We start from the raw sequence: 18335 nt of genomic DNA, 5'->3' as shown, positions 1-18335 counted from the left end.
TCCCTTCGTTTTTATTTAACGGAGCCTTGTGCGAAGCCGTTGTAGATGTACTTCTGTAGCAGTAGGAAGATGATCATCGTTGGAATGATGGCGATCATGATACCTGCGCTGATGACCTCCCACTGTGATCCGAACGGTCCCTTGAATTTGAAAAGAGCCGTGGATATGACCTGCAAGTCTGTCTTGGGCATGTACAGGAACGGTGTGTAAAAATCGTTGTAGATGTTGACACCCTTCACGATAATGACCGTTACAATCGCCGGTTTCAGTAGTGGCAGAATGATTCTCCAATAAATTGTGAAGTAGGAAGCGCCGTCCAGCATGGCGGATTCATCCAGCGCATTCGAGATGGAACCCAGGAATTGCAGGAAGATATACACCGCGATGATATCTGTACCAAGGTACATCACAATGGCTGCCCATCTGGTATTGAACAGGTCGAGCGCGTTGATGATCTGGAATGTGGCGACCTGCGTCGTCACACTCGGAATGAGGGTAGCGAGCAGAAACGCGGCGACCATAATTTTCTTGCCTTTGAATTTAAAACGATCCAGCACATACGCGATCATGGAACCCGTTAAAGTGGCACCCACGATGGAGATGATCAGGATGATAATCGTATTTTTGAAACCGACCAGCATGTTGCCGTCCACAAAAGCCTTGGTATAGTTCGCAAAGTTCAGCCAGTTGGCTGGTGGGGCCAGCGGACTGCTTGTCGCATATTCTGCATTGGTTTTGAGCGATGCAAACAACACCACAACGATGGGTACAAGCGCAATGAACGCTGCGAGAATGAGTGAAGCATATTTAAATATGCTCGCAAGGGTATATTTGAATGGTTGCACGTTCATTCCTCCCCTTTCATGGTGACACGCTGAACCAGCGTAACAAGAATGACAATAAACAACAGCACAACAGCCATTGCCGATGCCAAGCCCAGCTTGCCGTACTTAAATGCCAAGTGAACGGTCTGAATCACAAACGTCTCACTGCCGTTGGAACCATCGGTCATAATGTATGGAATATCGAACGCACTGATTGCGCCGCTAATCGCCAAAATCAGGTTGAGCTGCAGGATGCGTGTGATACTCGGCAGGATGATATGGCGGAACTGCTGCCAGCGATTGGCTCCGTCAATATCCGACGCTTCATAGACATCTTTTTGAATGGAAGAGATCGCACCCAGGAAGATAATGAAGTTAAAGCCCATGTATCTCCATACCGATGCGCCTGCGAGCGACACGTTAATAATGTTCGGATTCCCAAGCCAGAGCTGAGTGTATTGTCCAAGCCCTACGGCCTGCATGAGTGTATCGAGGGTCCCGTCCGGTTTGAAGAAAAAGAGGAAGATAAATCCGATGGCTACGCCATTCAGCAGATAGGGGAGGAACAATATACCTTTGAAAAAGTTTTTGCCGCGGATTTTGAAGCTTAGAATCGTTGCAAAGTAGAGGGCCAGACCCATTTGTACGAAGGTAGCCACAAAATAATACAAACTGACAATAAACACTTTAAAATACTCAGGGTCACTGAATATCCGCGTGTAGTTCTCAAACCCCACATAGTCGAAGCTTTTGCTGTATCCGTTCCAATCGGTGAAGCTGTATTTGAACATATTAATGACAGGCAAATAAGCAAACGTGAACAGCAGTGCCAGCGGAATGATTGAAAAGGCACAAATGATAAATATGCGTTGCGCTGAATAGCCCCAATTCGAAATCTTCAAGTATTTCATGCTCTCCACACCTCCAAGCGGTTCTGCCGCTTTTATATCGAAAGACTCCCGTCCAATGAACAAACCGACTGGATAATCAACCACCGAAGGTGGCATTTCACATCCGATATGCTGCATCCAGATGCAAAATGCCGTAGGAAAAAGGGAGACCCTCTCCCCTCAGCCAAGGCGTGGTGCCTCGCTTTATTTCAGCGGTGGTCGGCCAACAGGTAGCGCCTTTACAGATCGATGAATCCCCGCAATCTGCTTATTTCGCCAGTTCTGTCCGCGCTTTAACCCATTTATCATTCAGATCCTTCATGATGTCATCGTACGATTCGCTGCGATTACCGATGGCAGCTTCGATAATGCGTTTCTTGAAGTCAGGCTGCCAGAGGCCAATCTCGCCTTCGTTGTCGATTTTGTCAACCAGACCTTCCTCTCCTTCTTTGGCAGGAGTCAGTGTGGAGAATGTAACGTCTTTGTATTGATCCAAAATCGGTGGCAATTCCGCATTTTTGTCTGCGCTCATGCCTCCGCCTTGCTCAACCGCATAGTTTGATTTCGCGAGGAACCAGTCAATCCACGCTTTCGCAGCAGGTTTGTTCTCACTGTTCACGTTCATGCCGATGTTATAGTCTGCTGCGAGCGGAACGACCACATCACTTGCATTCGTAGGAAATGGCAAGAATCCGATATTATCCGGTGTATCCGTCAAGCCTTGAATTTGGGTAATCGCCCAAGATCCAAGCGCCATCGTTGCAATTTTCCCATTCGCCAGATCAGCCTTGGAGCTTTCCCAGTCGGTTGTGGTCGGATCTTTCTCGATCAGGCCATTCTTGGCTGCGTCGTAAAGCACTTTGTACAATTCATAGTGCGGCTTGCCAGCCACAAAGTTTTCATCCGTGTTCGGTTGGTCAATGTTTACGTAGTCCACACTGCCTGCAACCGTCGGCAGATCTGCTTCCCATTGTGTCAAAGCCCAGCCGGAGGCATAGTTGGTGTACAATGGAACTGCGTCCGTATTGTCTTTCACCAATTGCAGTGCAGCCTGGAACTGCTCAGGCGTTTTGGGAACTTCCGCAATGCCAGCGTCCTTGAACACCTGCTTGTTATAGATGATGCCAGAGAACGTGATAACGGTTGGAATTCCATATATCTGACCGTCCACCATACGTTCTTCGATGCCTGTGTACTTCTCTTTCAGCTCATCGTACGTGCCTAGTGGTTCAAAAAAGTCCGGAATGTCGGCAATCGGTACGCTGGTGGGGATCATCAGCACGTCACCATAATCTTTGGTACTCATACGAATCTTCACTTGTCCCTCATAATCGGCCAGTGCCTGAAAGTTTACTTTGACATCCGGGTATTCCTTATTGAACTCCGCGGCGTAATCTTTGAATACGCTATCAACAATATCTGTACGCTGCGTGAGAACGGTGATTTCGCCCTTAATATCCGCAGGATCTGTACTGATTTCCTCTCCTGCCTGTGGAGATCCACCCCCGGAAGAGCAAGCTGCGAGCAGAGAAGTGATGAGCAGCATGGTAAGCAGAAGCATCCAGCCTTTGTTTTTTCTCATTTGGTTCTACCCCTTTTCTAAGTTAATTTAAGTTATCGTTAAGGTTACAAAATGAATTTTATTATGGTAATGTTTACCTGTCAATTAAATTATTTATTACTTAACAAAAGTTTTTATCACAAGATTCGTTGACAACGTATTTTCCCGACACTAATATTAATCAATAAAGTTAACGTTAACTTAAATATTAATTGAATCCTGTACTTTGAAGGAGCGCTCACTTATGACTCACACCAATGACATTAGAACTGAGATAAAAGAACACTGGGAAGGTCATATTCTGCCATTCTGGTCTGCCCTCAAAGATCATAACAACGGCGGATTCTACGGTTGGGTCGGCAATGACCTTCAGGTCGATCCACTCGCTCCCAAGGGCGGAATCGCCACGGCACGACAATTATGGTCTTTTGCAGCAGCCTACCGGGTAACCGGAAATGAAATCTGGCGTGATCACGCTGAACATGCTTACCGTTTTCTTGTGGACCATGTGATGGATACGGAGTATGGCGGCATGTACTGGATGGTCCATGCCAATGGAGAACCAATGGACACGAGCAAGCATGTATATACGCAATCCTTCGGCGTTTACTCACTGAGTGAGTACTATCGTGCCACCGGGGATGCATCTGCTTTGGAACTTGCGAAAACGCTTTTTGCTCTGATTGAGGATCAAGGGCTGAATGCCGAATTACCTGCATACAAGGAACAATTTGATCGCTTCTGGAATGAACAGCCCAATGAAATGCTGAGCGAGAATGGGGTGATTGCGGATTACACGATGAATACGCATATCCATGTGTTGGAGGCCTACACTACACTCTACCGAGTGTGGCCAGACCAGCAGGTGAAGACGGCGCTGGAACGCCTGCTCGGCATTTTATACGAACGGGTGTATGACAAGGACACGAAGTTTCTCGGGGTATTTTTCAACAAGGATTGGCAATCCATCATCGATCTGCGATCATTCGGGCATGACATTGAAGCCAGTTGGCTGATTGACGAAACGTTGAAAGTGCTGGGCCTGGATCAACACCCGGAGTATTCCGCGATGGTTACGGATATTGCCTATAACATTTCCAATGTGGCTGTACAGGACGATGGCTCCCTCATGAATGAACAAGAGGGCGAACATGTGGATGAGAAGCGGATATGGTGGGTTCAGGCCGAGGCGATGGTCGGATTCTATAATGCCTATCAGCGTACAGGTGACCCTATGTTTTTGGAGAGAGTGGAACGCTTGTGGACATATACGAAGAAACACATTATGGATCACCGTACTGGCGGTGAATGGTACTGGTCGGTAGACGGGGACGGCACACCGGATCAAAGTGAAATCGCCGGACCGTGGAAATGCCCGTATCACAACAGCCGATTCTGCATTGAACTTATTGAGAGGATGGGATAACGATGATACACCCCAAATACAATGAATTATTGGAGCAACAGGAGCAGCTGCTTACGCGCCAAAATGAAATCGATCCTTCCTTCTACAACGGCGTATATGCTCGGTACCGTTATCCGGTAATCACACGCCATCATGTACCGCTGCACTGGAGATTTGATCTGGACGAAACGACAAATCCCTACTTCATGGAGCGTCTAGGCATTAATGCTACGCTTAATCCGGGGGCCATCTATTTCAACGGCAAATATGTGATGGTCATCCGTACCGAAGGATTGGACCGTAAATCCATCTTCGCCCTAGTTGAGAGTAATAATGGCATTGACGGATTCCGCTTCACGGGCAAACCATTAGTATGGGAAGATATCGATGCCGACGAAACCAACCAGTATGATATGCGATTGGTTCAGCATGAAGATGGCTGGATTTATGGTATCTACTGCTCAGAGCGCAAAGACCCCGAAGCTCCGGCAATCGATACATCCAGTGCAGTAGCTCAGGCCGGACTTGTCCGGACACGCGATCTGGTCAGCTGGGAGCGCCTGCCCAACATCACCACCAACTCCCCTCAACAGCGCAATGTTGTATTGCACCCCGAATTTGTAGAGGGTAAATATGCGTTCTATACACGGCCGCAGGACGGATTCATCTCCACAGGCAGCGGTGGCGGGATTGCCTTTGGCCTGTGCGATGACATTCTTAATCCGGTCATTGATGAAGAGACAATTATCGATGAACGCATATACCATACGGTATATGAAGTAAAAAACGGCCAGGGCCCTGCTCCGCTCAAAACGGATCGCGGCTGGATTCACATTGCCCACGGGGTTCGCAACACGGCAGCAGGTCTTCGCTATGTACTGTATACGTTCGCTACGGATCTGAATGATCCGGCACGCATCATCGCCAAGCCGGGCGGACACTTCATTGCTCCTTATGACGACGAGCGCGTAGGCGATGTGTCCAATGTTATTTTTTGCAACGGTGCGGTGGTCAACGAACAAGGTGAGGTTTTCATTTATTACGCATCCAGCGATACCCGCTGTCATGTGGCCACAACAACGCTGGATAAACTGGTCGATTACATCTTCAATACTCCTGCTGATCCGTACCGTTCTCTGGATTGTGCCAGCCAGCGCGGTGACCTGATCGAGCGAAATGAGAAGCTTCTCCAAAAGCAATTCACTTAGATCCGACGAACAGCCTTCAACGGAAAATGCAGCATGCTGAAAAATTAGCGCAGTGTTAAGCAGAATTTCTTTATTCCATGTGGGTAACGATGTATACTAATATGGATTGTTGTTATGTTTGAAGGAAGCGCTAACCATAATGACAGCACATTGTACGTAAACCGGCTTGAAGGAGGCGACCAAAGCTGAAGAACAATATCACCATGCGGGATATCGCCGACAAGCTCGGAGTTAGCAGTGTGACGGTCTCGAAAGCATTAAATGATAAAGATGGCGTCAGTGGCGAATTGAAGGAAAAAATTAAAGTGCTTGCCGTTCAGATGGGCTATCGGTATAACGCCGCGGCTCGTTCGATGAAGGAAGGCTTAACTCATAATATTGGTGTTATTATCCCGGAGCGTTTTACCGGACCTACTCAATCGTTCTATGTACGTGTATTCCAGCGCATCACCAAACATCTGGAGGATCAGGGGTACTACGGTATTCTGCATATTCTGAATCTTCAGGATGAAGAGGAATTAATCCTGCCCAAGCTCTACAGTGACAACAAAGTGGATGGTTTCATTGTGCTTGGACAAGTCAGCAAGGAATATATCGAGCTGGTCCAGTCAATGGACGTACCCAAAATGTTTCTCGATTTCTACGATGAGCATTCTGATATTGATTCTGTCGTTACCGATAACTTTTACGCTGCTTATGAGCTGACAAACGTTCTGGTACAGCAGGGACACCGCCGCATCGCTTATGTGGGGAATCTCTATTCTACTAGCAGCATTCAGGACCGGTTCCTCGGTTATTACAAATCATTGCTGGAACATCGGTTGCCGATGAATCCGGATCTTGTGCTTAATGACCGCGATGAGCGAGGTACGTTTATTGAAATTGATCTGCCAGAGCAGCTGCCTACGGCATTTGTATGCAACTGTGATCAGGTGGCCCATCTGCTCGTTCAGAAACTGACTTCACTGGGTATTCAGGTTCCTGCACAATGCTCCGTGGTTGGGTTCGATAATGATATCTATGCCACACTCTCCGAGCCCAAATTAACTACGGTTGAGGTCGATGTGGAACAGATGGCGCGTACTGCGGTTCATTCCATGCTCAAAAAGATTGATAACCCGAGTCGCAGCTTCGGCCGCGTACACGTGAAGGGTAATATCATTTATCGTGATTCGGTGAGTGCTGCACCTGCCCTTTCGGATGACGTACCTAACTAAAAAGGAACTAGACTCCCTGTTCCACAAAAAGAGTGCTCCCGGCCATTACGGCTGCAGGAGCACTCTTTGCTTATGAAAAAAAGAGAAAGTGGTCAGGAACCACTATAGATCACGGCCACTCTCCACTCAATTCCAAAAACCTAACTCCTGTTACAGCCTAGTAACTCGTCTTCAGCCAGTTGTCTTTGGACCAGGATAATTTGCCTGCACCTGCTCCGCTTGAACCGGTGAGGCGTGCATTCAGCGTCGCTGGATCATCGGTAGTGTAGCTGTAAGGAAGTGAAGAGAATCCGTTCCAGGAGAAAGCTTTCACTGCGGCCGGAACCGGGCTGAGCGGACTGCCGGATGTATCACTGTTTCCACGGAATGAGCTTCCATCCAGAGAATACATCGTGTCAGTCACCTTAATTTTACCGGTATACGTTGCATCGGCCGGATCCGTCTGGTTATTGCGGACCGGGAACAGTACGTCTTTGATCACCGATTTTTCGACCAGCACTGCACCATCTTCAGTGGAAATAGCTCCATTGCCAATGATATCAAAATGATACCCTTTGGACGAAATCGCCGTTGCCATCGCAGAAGTGATTCTGGATTTGGCCGCACGCGCCCCTGTTGCATCCATCACGATATTATAAGCATGCGCATTGCCTCCGCGCAGACGCGGCATGCGATCCTGAATATCCTTGTACAGGTTGTGATGCAAAGTCATGGACAGATTGGCGTTGGCTGATTCGAAGCTGGTCGAGCCCACCAGATGACCTTTTTTCTGAGGAGACGAAATGGCAATGATATCGGCTTTGCTGAGCCCAACCGCGCTGCTGCGCAGGTAGTTGTACATCGGATAGGAAGCCTTGTTCGCCTCCAACTCGTTAATCTGCTGGGTAACCCAGCTGTTTGAGCTGCCTTCATCCCCTTTGAAAAGGGACCAGGAGATGGTCACACCGCTTGTTCCTTTTTTCGAATCGACAAGCCCGTCATAGGCTTTATTGAATGTACAGTGATCAATCCATACGTTGCTGTTCTCCTCAAGGGTGATGTAATCCCAGTCGTTTTTGTCATAGTCACCTTTGGTCGCTTCATCCCATTCCCATAACTCATCGAATTCGAGGTTGCGGATAATAATGTTGGAACTGCGTTTGACACTGATGGCTGCATGCTTGATCTTGGCACCGTTGGCTGAGAAAATGGTCAGGCCATTGAAGCTGTCGATGGTCAGCTTACTGACACCCGTTTGCTTCAATACAGGATGAGTCAGCGCATCATTATGCTTGGCAAAAGGAGATGTCTGTGCAGCGCTCGGAATCTCATTCCATCCCAGATTCAGGTCGTTCATAATCTCGACAACTTTAACCCCAGAGTTCTTTTTCAAAGCGGCAGCCAGATCCGTTGCATTGTATACCTTCTTATACTTGGACGTGTCCGACTCGCTGATGGTACCTCCACCCGTATTCCCTTGAGAGAAACCAGTGAGATTGTAATCTGCATTGCCTGCTGCCTGTATACTAGTCGGTCCAGACAGTAGGGTGAAGCCCAACGTCAGAGCCAGCGCGGCACTGCACCATGTTCGAATTTTGCTTTTCATAAAACCATTCCTCCCTAATGATAATGATTACGTCCGTCCATCTCTGCCATCGCAAGTCACGAAGGACATGTCCTCAATGTAAATGTTGGGAGCGATTACAACAATAATCCTTATCTCAGATCGTTTTGGGATCCTGATATCAGTCCTCAAATAACACCCGATTTAACCCGAAGCATTCCCATTTCAACTTATAGACATGAAAAAAAGCCCCCAAAGGGGCTCACTATTATCTCGAATATTCCTAATTTATCTTTTGATGGAACGTGTCCAGAACCCGCCATGGAACTGTTTGGGTTCAACGGTGATGACAAATGCTTTGGGATCAAGCTCCAGAATCGTCTGATACAGCAGTTTCTGGTTTTTGCGTTTCGCCAAAATCTCCATAACCAGCCGATCTCCATCTCGTCCACTACCAACCCAGGCGGTGACACCGTATCCTTTATCCCGCAAGGCATTCGCTACATCCCCGCCCATCTGGTTACAAATAACCTTAACGGTAACGTAACCGAGTGCAATCTTCTCTTCAATCCAGGCACCTAGCAATACCCCTAGCCCGTAACCAACAGCATATACAATTAACGCAGATGGCTGGGTCAGATATTTGAGTACCAGATTCAGACCGAGTACGTAGATCACAATTTCGCCCATACTGATGAGCGCAGCAATATATTTCTGTCCTTTGAGCGTCAGAATCATCCGAAGTGTATACGCAGATACATACACAATCTGGATCAAAAAGATAAATACCAATATTTTAAACAATCGCAATCCCTCTTTCCTGACTTTCACAACGGAATGGGCCGTTTGTTGCGCGCCTTCTTTCCGCTTCCTCTGCATGTCATTTACGCTTCTGTGTATTTACTCTATCTCCATCATTGGACGTTATGCGGTCATTTTAAACGGTTGAACGTAAATTGAACTGCATTTTCTGCCCACTGACAAGCCGGAACTGCCATTATAGAGCCCTTTCTGCGCATTATCAACCCGACGTGAGACCCAGGGGCGAAAACTTGCGTGACTGAATATGCTGAACCAACAGCAGGTATATTGAGGAGTACAGGCAAACAGGTTCGGGAAACGACGGCTACCAAAAGGGGGAACTGTCATGCAGTTGTGGCGTGAAATGGAGCGGGAAGGTATGGAAGAACTCATATTTTGCCATGATCGACGCAGCGGGCTTAAAGCCGTCATCGCCATCCATAGTACAGTACTGGGTCCCGCACTCGGGGGATGCCGCTGCTGGACGTATGCATCGGAGGAAGAGGCGGTTCGGGATGCCATCAAACTCGCCAAGGGTATGACCTACAAATCGGCGGTCTCTGGTCTGCCATACGGCGGAGGCAAAGCTGTGGCGTGGGATGTGCCAGCCGAATTGATCATCCAATCGGGCGATGCCAGCCCAGACAACAATCTGAATCCCAAAAAAGGCAAACAGAATGTCGGACCCCATACGAACATCATTAAAGGCAAGGATACATCGAACGGATTAGATAAGGGATTAGATAAGACATCCAAAAACAACCTACAAGCCTTCCGGCGTGCCGAAACGTTCCGTTCTCTGGGCCGCTATCTGGAACGACTGAACGGACGTTATGTGACAGGCCTAGATCTGGGCACTACGGCGGCAGATATGGACCAGATCCGGCTGGAGACGGTACATGTGACTGACACGACCGGATCGCTTGGTGCACAGGATGATTTCACAGCCGAGATGACCGCCTACGGTGTATACACTGGCATTGTGACATCGCTGCGTCACCAAGGCATCGACGCCTTGCAGGGCATTTCCGTTGCTGTCCAGGGACTGGGCAAGGTCGGGTATGCCCTGTGCCGTTACCTGCATGCAGCCGGGGCACGGCTCATTGTGGCAGACGTTGTACCCGAACGTGTACAACGTGCCCTTGTGCAGTTCAGCGGCGCCATGTCGGCCGATCCGGCCTATATTCACGCCGCTGACTGCAAGGTGTTCGCCCCCTGTGCCCTAGGGGGCGTATTGACCCCGGCAACGGTGGAGGAGCTGCGCTGCTCCACCGTTGCCGGGGCGGCGAACAACCAGCTCAGCCATCGGGAGCTGGTTGTTCGCAGCATGCAGGCGCGCGGCATCCTGTACGCGCCTGACTATGTGCTCAACGCAGGCGGAATCATCAGCACCGCCTACGAGCTGGAAGGCGCAGGGCCCGACCTGATCCGTCAAAAGGTGGCGGGGATTGCGGGCACGCTGTCCAAGGTCTATGCGATAGCAGAGCAGTCTGTCCTCTCCACGGCTGATGCAGCCGATCAGCTGGCAGAGGCTGTCCTGCAAAGCGGAAAACCCCATGCTTAGCATACCAATACCGATTTAACACACTAATTCAATCTCCCAATCGTTTAAGTGCTACAGAATCCAGATCACTGTTACAGCTCGCCATATCATTTATTTTCTCCATCTTTAAAGTACATCGCATCACGTAAAGAATTAGAAAAAACGTAAAAAAGCCAATCCGACTCATCAACACCGGATTGGCTTTAATCAACTTTTCTTCAGGATTCCATCTGCTAAACTTCATCAGGCAACCTCAACCTACTACCGCCCGCCTTAAACTTCAACCGTTACAGATGCCCGCTTCACCCGATGCAGCATCGTCCAGAATAGCATGTTAATAAATACCAGTAGTGCTACATAGATCCAGATGCCTGCTGGTATGGTGCGGATAAATACATGTAGTCCCCATAACAGTGCCATGAGCGGAAAGAAGGCAAATACGAGCCAGCCGTCACTTTGCCCGGCCACACTAAAGGATTGGGAGAACGGCGGTTTTCGCATCAACAACTTTCCAGACAGCGGAATAAGTGCAGTTGCCACCAAAAATATTACGATCAGATCAGGAAGAATTCTTAACCCAAAGGTCCACACAAATACAATGGCGTTCAATATAAATACGGGTAAGAACATGTTGCATAAGAAAGCTTTTAGCGCTCCACTATATAGCACATTCTCGTTTGCCAGAGGGGCTGCCCGGAAAGTCCAAAACGCCTTGTATTGTCCGGAATACTTCAGCATGGTCACAACAGACACAATCAGCAAGAGCACAATATATAGCGTGTAAAAGAAGGAGCTTTCCCTAAATTCTGCCCACGAAGAACCCTGCAATTGGGTGAACCAGAATACATAGGGCAATACAAAAGATAAACCCATCGACGGGTATACCTTCAACTTGAACTCCCTTTCACTTCGCATCATACTGGCAGACAAACGAAAGCACGCCTGCTCTTCTCTGGAACGGGAGAATACCTTTGCCATGATGCGATCCCAATTCCCACGTCTTCGTCCGGAGGCTTGACCTGCGTGTGCCATTTTCTCCAAATACAATTCGAAGGAAGGCATCAACTTCACGTACACCAACAGACTGACCATTGGAACGATCACAGCAAGCGCCGAGAAAGTATACAGCCAGGGATCTCCCCCACCGCTGAACAGCAGCTCAAAAACCGCTGCATACCATACCGGAGGCAGCAGTAACTGCCACCAGGCAGGCGTGAACACCATATTAAAGTCGATGATGCTGAACGAACGTATCACCAGCTGGTAACCTACGGCAATGCCGATGGAAAGCAGGATTTGCACCATATTGATCATGTCCTTCAGCTTCTCGCCATCCAGAAACTTCATCATGAATAGATAGATCAGGGACGTGGTCACCAGAATTAACATATTAATCAGCACCAGTTCCACCAGAAAAAGCAGGAAAAAGCCGATCCCGTGGGCAATCAATCCGGCTACCAGCGGCGCAGCCGTCAGAGAGCCTGTCAGGAGCAGCAAATAAACCCCTGCGTGAATGGCACGAGCCAAGCCAACAGTGCGTCCATTTACCGGCTTGGTCATGATGATATTACGATCCCGAATATCGAGCAGTACCGAAGAAAAGTCGGAGATCATGGAGGTCATGATCATAAACATCAGCATGGCGGTCACTAGACCCATCTGAAGCATATAATGTCCCGTATCCCAGACGACAAACGGAACCATAATCAGCCCCATCAGTGCATACAACCAGAGGGAACGCAGATACAGATTACCTTCTTTCTGCTCCTTATTGCCATTGCGCGCTGACAATACTGTCGGCACCCTGCGCTGATCCATCTGAAACTTCACTCGTAGAATCAAACGCAGTACATCATAATCAGCCCCTGTTTTGGCGATGATAGGCCGAAAACGATCCAGAATCTTCAGCGTGCGGAAATCGGAGGATTCCGCCATATCAGTACACCTCCTGCACGATGGACACAAAACGTTCTGCAATTGCCCGATGCTCATTGAAGCCCGTCAGTTGATTGAACACTTCCTCCAGTGAGCCTTCCATGGATTGCTGCTGAAGCTGCCTGAACGTACCATCCGCCATCACACGTCCTTCAGCAATCAGAACGATTCGGCTGCTGATCTTCTCCACCACATCCATGATGTGTGACGAATAGAATATCGTTGTACCCTTGGCCGACAGCTGTGTCAAAATCTCCTTTACCACCATTACACTGTTGGCGTCCAGACCGCTTAGCGGTTCATCCAGGAACAACAGATCCGGGTCATGCAACAGCGCGGAGATCAGCAGCACTTTCTGACGCATGCCTTTGGAGAAGGAAGCAATGCGGGAATGATATGATTTTTCCAGTCCAAAACAATCCATCAACTGCTTCGCCTTATAATCGGCATCTTCATAGGACAACCCGTACAATTCTCCTATAAAGGTCAGATACTCTGCCGGGGTTAATTGCTCGTATAGCTCCGCGACTTCCGGTACATAACCGATTCTTCGCTTATATTCCGCGTCACCATCCGCGATATCCTTGCCAAAGATGCGGACCGTACCCACATATCCCTCAACTAGTCCGAGCAAAATCTTGACCGTCGTGCTTTTACCCGCACCGTTCGGACCAATATATCCGATCATCTCGCCCCGATTCACTTCTAAATCAATCCCATTTAGCACATAACGCCCGTTATACCGCATACGCAAGCCTTCAATTGACAGTACTTGTTTTTCACTCACTTCGTTATCCAGCCCCTGTCTCTACTATTTCTACAATTCTACTAGTTTACCACAGATTGGATTAACAGAGAGGGATAAAGAAAAATTAAAAGATCTTTGCTCTGCACAAAGAAATGCATAACAAAGATCCTGAATTTATAGAATAGAATTTGATTTTTGTTAATTTATCAATTAAGTCTGGTAATTATTATTTAGTTGAAATTCTTATTAGTAAAATGTTAAAACAACACACCTCCTACCACTCCAAAAAAAGCATATAAATCTATAAAAATATAAGCTATAAACGCGGATGATATCAACGTCACAATAATCCCAGCTCTATTTTTTAATAATATTCTATAGGTTAGATAACCTAGCAATCCAGAGATTAATGTCGACAACAAAAAAGGAAGAATAACGTACATTTGCTAACCTCCTAACTCGCACTCGTGTTTTACCATTTTTATTTTGTGGCAGGATCTATATCTTAGCAATGTAATCGTCCTGAGGATTAAGCTTTTCCGTTATTTATACTAATACCTTATTTCTGCTATTGATAATCTAAAATTAGAATAAAAGGTTCAATTGGAATGTTTAATCTCTAGCTTATATAGCTTCATATTTTTCACAATTAAACCCCTGTCCCACTCATAATGAGGGACAAGGGTTTAATTGTGAATCTTTATGATGATTAACCAACAAAACAATAAATCTTATTGGACCTTAACAATCTGGAAGTGCTGATTCGTACCACCATTATCTGTCCACTGGATTGCAGCTGCTCCGTCTGCCAGGGATTGTCCCGAAATATCAAGCACCTTGCCTGTACTGCGGTTTTTCAATTTATAATAACCACCGCCCACACTAACCAACTGCCATTGCTGACTGGCCCAGCCGCCATCATTCCACTGTTCAATAACAGCTCCATCTGCTGTGGAACCATTCTCTACACCGATTAGCTTGCCGCTGGAACGATTGATGATTTTGACATAACCGCCACCCGCATCCGTGATCTGCCACTGCTGGCTGGTCGTTCCGCCGTCTGCCCGCTGCTCCAGATCCGCACCGTTATCCGTAGAACCACCGATGACATTAAGCAATTTATTACTTTTGCGACTAATCAACTGATACGAAGCATTCGGGTCCCATACATCGGGCGTATCCACTCCGGTTACGGAACCCGTGGCTGCATCAATGGTAATACTGCTTGCCCAGTTCATCGCCAGACTGGTTGCACTTGGGAAAGACAACGGCAGCCACACATACTTAGAATCCTGCACTGGTCCGCTCCAGGCGCCAGCCCAGCGATCACCCATATAGAGATAGGATGTTGTCTGTGAGCCTTCCACCGGAAGCACGTATGCGGATTGGGAACTATAGGTTGTACTATCTCCAAAGTTGCTCAGGCCGCTCCATGTGCCAGTTATGCTGGTAGCAGTCGCATACTTGGCCTGATTCGGATTCCAGCCCGTAGCCCCGGATGTGATCAGGAAGTAGACGCCACCCTTTTTGAACATGGCAGGCGCCTCACGATATTGACCCGGCCACAGCGTCGTTACGAGCGATTCCACACCGAGAAAATCTGGAGTCAGCTTGTAGATATTCAGGTCGGCATTCACTTTGGTCGCTGAGATGAGATAAGCTGTTCCGTTGTCGTTGTATACCGTCATGTCTCTCGAATCATAGCCAAGCGGCCGATAGCTGCCTACATACGTATAATTGCCATCCACTGTACTTGAGGTCGCTACAGCCACTCTAGCTTCACCGTAGTCGACTCCGTTTTCCTTATGCATCCAAAGAACATACTTGCCTGTTGCACTGTTATAGATGACCTTCGGGCGTTCGATGTTGGAAATGTTCAGCTCGGCAGCCGAGCTGCTGGTGAGCACATCATTGCGATACTCCCAGTTTTTCAAATCTGCTGAACGATATACAGAAACCGCCTTGAACGTTCCATTAGGGTTGCGATTCTCCCCAAACCAGTAATAGTACCCATTAGCCTTAATCATCCCGCCCCCATGGGCATGAATGACATTGCCGTTTGTATCCTTGAACTGTACCCCGTTGGTTACACTGAGTGGAGCAGCGGAAGCCTGTTGTCCTGGAGCGACCAGCATACCTAGCGATTGTAGCGCCAGGATTAGAGCAAGCAGATAACAAAGGCGACGAGTGAAACGATGTGTTTTTGTTTTCTTTTTCAACCAACCCTCATTCATAGAACAATGCACCTCCGTAATTAATTTATAAAGCGCTTACAATAAAATCGATACGTCTCTTCTTCCTCCGATCGATGATGCATTTCATAGATTACCTGTTTCTCAGACTGGCTCGGCACTCACCTCCTGATTACGATTGTATCCGCCATCCCCCTGCTCGAATAGTGAACAATACGGCGGAACATGTACGAATAAACACTGAACTTATGGAGTGAACAGCAAAAAGACGCTTCATCCGAAGCGTCCTCTGTTATACACAATCTAAATCCCTATAATATACGTTATTTATTAATCTTCGTCGTCAAAATCCTGGTCAAACGAAAGCACTTTGCCTGTATTGGCATCGACGTCTACATCGGCTTCACCGTTTGCTGTTCTCAGTTCCACTTCATAAACATAACGGCCGTTATCATGATCTAGTTCGATTTCGGTTACTTTTCCGCCTGTCACCTGTTTCAGGGCAATGTTCGAAGCTTGTGCCTCTGTCAGTTTAACCTGTTTTGAAGCAGCCTGATTGGAAGACGTACCCGCCACAGTGCCATTATAATCATCGTCGTCATCGTAATCTTCATCATCGACTACTGCAAGGATTTTACCTGTGTAAGCATCCAAACGAACGACAACGTCGTTGCTTCCTTTTTTGTCGATCTCAACTTCATAGAACGTTTGGCCGTTTCTGCGTTCCAGATCCACATCATCCACTTTACCATCCGTTGCTTTCAAGGCTGCTTCTTTTGCCTGTGCGACCGTCAGCAATGTACCTGTGTGGTTCTGGGTTTGTGTTACTGATTGTGTAGTGGACGTTTGGGTAGGCTGTACCGATTGTCCGTTTACACTCCCACTAGCCAGAGCGGCTGATCCTCCGAGCAACACCGCTGCCGACAAGCTGCCGATCCATAGTTTATGTTTGTTCATCATCATCATTCATCTCCTCGTTGTTGTTCTCGTTCTCGTCTACAGTTATAGATTAACCTGTACGAATGAGAGTTCAGAGAGAGTCAGATTAGAATTTGATGAGAAAATGAGTGAAAATCTCACAGAATCGCTTCTATACCTTTAATCTTCGTCATCATCCCAAGTGACCGAACGAATCGCACCCGAAATGGCATTTACCTGCACAATGGCCTCACGACCGTCATACAGGTCAATTTCAACCAGATAATACGGATTGCCACTATTCGTTCCACGGAGTTCGATATCATCCACTTCACCAGGAACCTTAGCAAGTGCCTTCTGCTCTGCTTCTTTCTCGCTCAGAAATGAAGTCTTGGTGCCTTCCCCTGTCGTCGGGTCGGGTGAAGACGATTCCAGCGTCTTTGAAGACTGTTTCTCTCCGTTATACGGATCAATGGTCCATTGCTCCCGGCCTTTGCCCTTCATCTTGAATACCGCCAGATACACCGGGCTCCCCTGCTGCTCGACGAGTTCGAGCGACACCAGTTCGGCATCCGTTTGTTTCAGCAATTCCGTCTTGATCTGTTCCCGGCTCCATAACGTCTTCTCCTCCGCTTGCGGATTGGACTCCAGCCGTTTAATGGAATTCACGGTCGCCGTAACCGCATCAACTTGTACGTCATACAGTCCGGTTTCTGAGCGGAGCTGCATGATATAGGTCCCGTCTTTCAATGTGGAATTCACGATTTCTCCTGGATATTGATCCAAGACCGATTGGGCCGCTGCATCCGTTGTTAACATCACGCGATCTGATTGCCACGGCTTCCACCACATGACTGCTATAACGACAAGGAAAGCCAGGAGCCCCGCACCCCACCAAAATGAACGTCTTGGCTTCACCCACCCTTCGCGTCGCTGTTCTTCCCGTCTCATTTCCGGACGCCCCTCATGCTCTTCCATCATGGTTCCCCCTTATGCACTCTCTTATAATCCGAAATTGTACTGTGTTCACCAGTATATAAGAGAAGAATGAGATTTTCATGAGAGTGGCCCGTTCTGTACAGATGTGGGCAAAATAATCGAAGCCTCGGTTCCCCTGCCCTCGGTGCTGTTCAGTTCAATACGCGCGCCCACGGCTTCTGCGATATCTTTGGCCAGGGAAAGTCCCAAGCCCGAACCGCTTGCTCCACCGCTGCGTGTTCTGGCCGAATCTACGCGATAGAAACGGTCAAACACCTTGGACAGTTCCTCTTCCCGCATACCGATTCCCTTATCCACAATACGTATCCGACATTCCTGCCCCTTTGCTCCAGCCGGACTTCAATGGCATCCTCACTATATTTACGAGCATTGTCCAGCAAAATAAAAAGCAGCTGCTTCAGCTTGCTCACATCGCTAATCGCCCATATCCTGCCCGGATCATCACAGTGCACTTCCCGATGATAGGCTTCGCGAAATGCACGTGTGGAATCCAACGCAAGACGGGTGATATCCACCCGCTCCAGCTGTACATTCCACTGCTCTGGCTGCTT

16 protein-coding genes and 1 pseudogene are annotated in these 18335 nt (G+C 48.0%); 4 read left to right on the top strand and 13 right to left on the bottom strand.

Annotated elements, in window-relative coordinates; translation table 11 throughout:
* Positions 1–11 precede the first annotated feature (11 nt).
* The 3 genes from gpAD87_RS25795 to gpAD87_RS25785 all read right to left on the bottom strand — a co-directional run bounded on the left by gpAD87_RS25795 (position 12) and on the right by gpAD87_RS25785 (position 3296).
* On the bottom strand, positions 12–851 hold the full coding sequence (locus gpAD87_RS25795) for a carbohydrate ABC transporter permease (protein WP_063567578.1): 840 nt from the start codon (positions 849–851) through the stop codon (positions 12–14).
* The gene (locus gpAD87_RS25790; RefSeq protein ID WP_064642029.1) at positions 848–1735 is read right to left on the bottom strand and encodes a carbohydrate ABC transporter permease; all 888 of its coding nucleotides are present in this window, start codon (positions 1733–1735) and stop codon (positions 848–850) included. The genes gpAD87_RS25795 and gpAD87_RS25790 overlap by 4 nt, the downstream gene beginning before the upstream one ends.
* A gap of 247 nt (positions 1736–1982) precedes the next feature.
* Positions 1983–3296, bottom strand: coding sequence for an ABC transporter substrate-binding protein (locus tag gpAD87_RS25785; protein ID WP_064641688.1), 1314 nt, complete (start codon positions 3294–3296; stop codon positions 1983–1985).
* Between the two features lie 223 nt (positions 3297–3519).
* Here gpAD87_RS25785 and gpAD87_RS25780 point away from each other — a divergent pair, with 223 nt between their 5' ends.
* The 3 genes from gpAD87_RS25780 to gpAD87_RS25770 all read left to right on the top strand — a co-directional run bounded on the left by gpAD87_RS25780 (position 3520) and on the right by gpAD87_RS25770 (position 7105).
* On the top strand, positions 3520–4701 hold the full coding sequence (locus gpAD87_RS25780; protein WP_064641687.1) for an AGE family epimerase/isomerase: 1182 nt from the start codon (positions 3520–3522) through the stop codon (positions 4699–4701).
* A gap of 2 nt (positions 4702–4703) precedes the next feature.
* Complete coding sequence (locus tag gpAD87_RS25775) at positions 4704–5888, top strand: glycoside hydrolase family 130 protein (protein WP_064641686.1); 1185 nt, start codon at positions 4704–4706, stop codon at positions 5886–5888.
* A 203-nt stretch (positions 5889–6091) separates the two neighbouring features.
* Positions 6092–7105, top strand: a complete 1014-nt coding sequence (locus gpAD87_RS25770; protein WP_064641685.1) for a LacI family DNA-binding transcriptional regulator — start codon at positions 6092–6094, stop codon at positions 7103–7105.
* Positions 7106–7262: 157 nt separating this feature from the next.
* Here gpAD87_RS25770 and gpAD87_RS25765 read toward each other — a convergent pair whose 3' ends face one another.
* Both gpAD87_RS25765 and gpAD87_RS25760 read right to left on the bottom strand, forming a co-directional pair.
* Positions 7263–8690: a pectate lyase family protein gene (locus tag gpAD87_RS25765; protein ID WP_064641684.1), complete on the bottom strand. Its 1428-nt coding sequence runs from the start codon at positions 8688–8690 to the stop codon at positions 7263–7265.
* Between the two features lie 246 nt (positions 8691–8936).
* The gene (locus gpAD87_RS25760) at positions 8937–9452 is read right to left on the bottom strand and encodes a DUF2179 domain-containing protein (protein ID WP_053782622.1); all 516 of its coding nucleotides are present in this window, start codon (positions 9450–9452) and stop codon (positions 8937–8939) included.
* A 343-nt stretch (positions 9453–9795) separates the two neighbouring features.
* Here gpAD87_RS25760 and gpAD87_RS32845 point away from each other — a divergent pair, with 343 nt between their 5' ends.
* On the top strand, positions 9796–11013 hold the full coding sequence (locus gpAD87_RS32845; protein ID WP_064641683.1) for a Glu/Leu/Phe/Val dehydrogenase family protein: 1218 nt from the start codon (positions 9796–9798) through the stop codon (positions 11011–11013).
* A gap of 28 nt (positions 11014–11041) precedes the next feature.
* On the opposite strand, the gene gpAD87_RS32685 is transcribed toward gpAD87_RS32845, so the two are convergent.
* From gpAD87_RS32685 to gpAD87_RS32310, 8 genes and pseudogenes are all read right to left on the bottom strand, one after another.
* Positions 11042–11236 (bottom strand): hypothetical protein, encoded by a 195-nt coding sequence (locus gpAD87_RS32685; RefSeq protein ID WP_064641682.1) that lies wholly within the window; start codon positions 11234–11236, stop codon positions 11042–11044.
* Between the two features lie 29 nt (positions 11237–11265).
* A complete protein-coding gene (locus tag gpAD87_RS25745; protein ID WP_064641681.1) occupies positions 11266–12927 on the bottom strand; it encodes a hypothetical protein in 1662 nt (553 codons plus the stop codon).
* Between the two features lies 1 nt (position 12928).
* Positions 12929–13714, bottom strand: a complete 786-nt coding sequence (locus gpAD87_RS25740; RefSeq protein ID WP_063568220.1) for an ABC transporter ATP-binding protein — start codon at positions 13712–13714, stop codon at positions 12929–12931.
* A 692-nt stretch (positions 13715–14406) separates the two neighbouring features.
* Complete coding sequence (locus tag gpAD87_RS25730) at positions 14407–15909, bottom strand: RICIN domain-containing protein (RefSeq protein ID WP_157258568.1); 1503 nt, start codon at positions 15907–15909, stop codon at positions 14407–14409.
* Between the two features lie 288 nt (positions 15910–16197).
* On the bottom strand, positions 16198–16827 hold the full coding sequence (locus gpAD87_RS25725) for a PepSY domain-containing protein (RefSeq protein ID WP_197521517.1): 630 nt from the start codon (positions 16825–16827) through the stop codon (positions 16198–16200).
* 138 nt (positions 16828–16965) lie between these two features.
* On the bottom strand, positions 16966–17766 hold the full coding sequence (locus tag gpAD87_RS32680; protein ID WP_157258567.1) for a PepSY domain-containing protein: 801 nt from the start codon (positions 17764–17766) through the stop codon (positions 16966–16968).
* A 75-nt stretch (positions 17767–17841) separates the two neighbouring features.
* Entirely contained in the window at positions 17842–18063 is a 222-nt protein-coding gene (locus tag gpAD87_RS25715) for an ATP-binding protein (protein ID WP_331710932.1), read from the bottom strand.
* A pseudogene (locus tag gpAD87_RS32310) lies at positions 18015–18335 on the bottom strand (HAMP domain-containing histidine kinase); the annotation flags it as partial. The pseudogene gpAD87_RS32310 and the gene gpAD87_RS25715, both read right to left, overlap by 49 nt.

Source organism: Paenibacillus sp. AD87 (genome assembly GCF_001659845.1).
In the GTDB taxonomy this organism is placed as follows: Bacteria; Bacillota; Bacilli; order Paenibacillales; family Paenibacillaceae; genus Paenibacillus; species Paenibacillus marchantiae.
The sequence above is the reverse complement of the archived record's forward strand: the minus strand, read 5'-3'. Positions and strand labels throughout refer to the sequence as shown.

What these genes read in the sequence shown, in the direction of transcription:
- gpAD87_RS25775 (WP_064641686.1), top strand. Translation starts at nt 4,704, where the DNA reads ATGATACACCCCAAATACAATGAATTATTGGAGCAACAGGAGCAGCTG.
- gpAD87_RS32845 (WP_064641683.1), top strand. Translation starts at nt 9,796, where the DNA reads ATGCAGTTGTGGCGTGAAATGGAGCGGGAAGGTATGGAAGAACTCATA.
- gpAD87_RS25715 (WP_331710932.1), bottom strand. Translation starts at nt 18,063, where the DNA reads ATGCGGGAAGAGGAACTGTCCAAGGTGTTTGACCGTTTCTATCGCGTA.
- gpAD87_RS25790 (WP_064642029.1), bottom strand. Translation starts at nt 1,735, where the DNA reads ATGAAATACTTGAAGATTTCGAATTGGGGCTATTCAGCGCAACGCATA.
- gpAD87_RS25795 (WP_063567578.1), bottom strand. Translation starts at nt 851, where the DNA reads ATGAACGTGCAACCATTCAAATATACCCTTGCGAGCATATTTAAATAT.
- gpAD87_RS25785 (WP_064641688.1), bottom strand. Translation starts at nt 3,296, where the DNA reads ATGAGAAAAAACAAAGGCTGGATGCTTCTGCTTACCATGCTGCTCATC.
- gpAD87_RS32685 (WP_064641682.1), bottom strand. Translation starts at nt 11,236, where the DNA reads ATGAAGTTTAGCAGATGGAATCCTGAAGAAAAGTTGATTAAAGCCAAT.
- gpAD87_RS25780 (WP_064641687.1), top strand. Translation starts at nt 3,520, where the DNA reads ATGACTCACACCAATGACATTAGAACTGAGATAAAAGAACACTGGGAA.
- gpAD87_RS25765 (WP_064641684.1), bottom strand. Translation starts at nt 8,690, where the DNA reads ATGAAAAGCAAAATTCGAACATGGTGCAGTGCCGCGCTGGCTCTGACG.
- gpAD87_RS25770 (WP_064641685.1), top strand. Translation starts at nt 6,092, where the DNA reads ATGCGGGATATCGCCGACAAGCTCGGAGTTAGCAGTGTGACGGTCTCG.
- gpAD87_RS25730 (WP_157258568.1), bottom strand. Translation starts at nt 15,909, where the DNA reads ATGAATGAGGGTTGGTTGAAAAAGAAAACAAAAACACATCGTTTCACT.
- gpAD87_RS25745 (WP_064641681.1), bottom strand. Translation starts at nt 12,927, where the DNA reads ATGGCGGAATCCTCCGATTTCCGCACGCTGAAGATTCTGGATCGTTTT.
- gpAD87_RS32680 (WP_157258567.1), bottom strand. Translation starts at nt 17,766, where the DNA reads ATGATGGAAGAGCATGAGGGGCGTCCGGAAATGAGACGGGAAGAACAG.
- gpAD87_RS25725 (WP_197521517.1), bottom strand. Translation starts at nt 16,827, where the DNA reads ATGATGAACAAACATAAACTATGGATCGGCAGCTTGTCGGCAGCGGTG.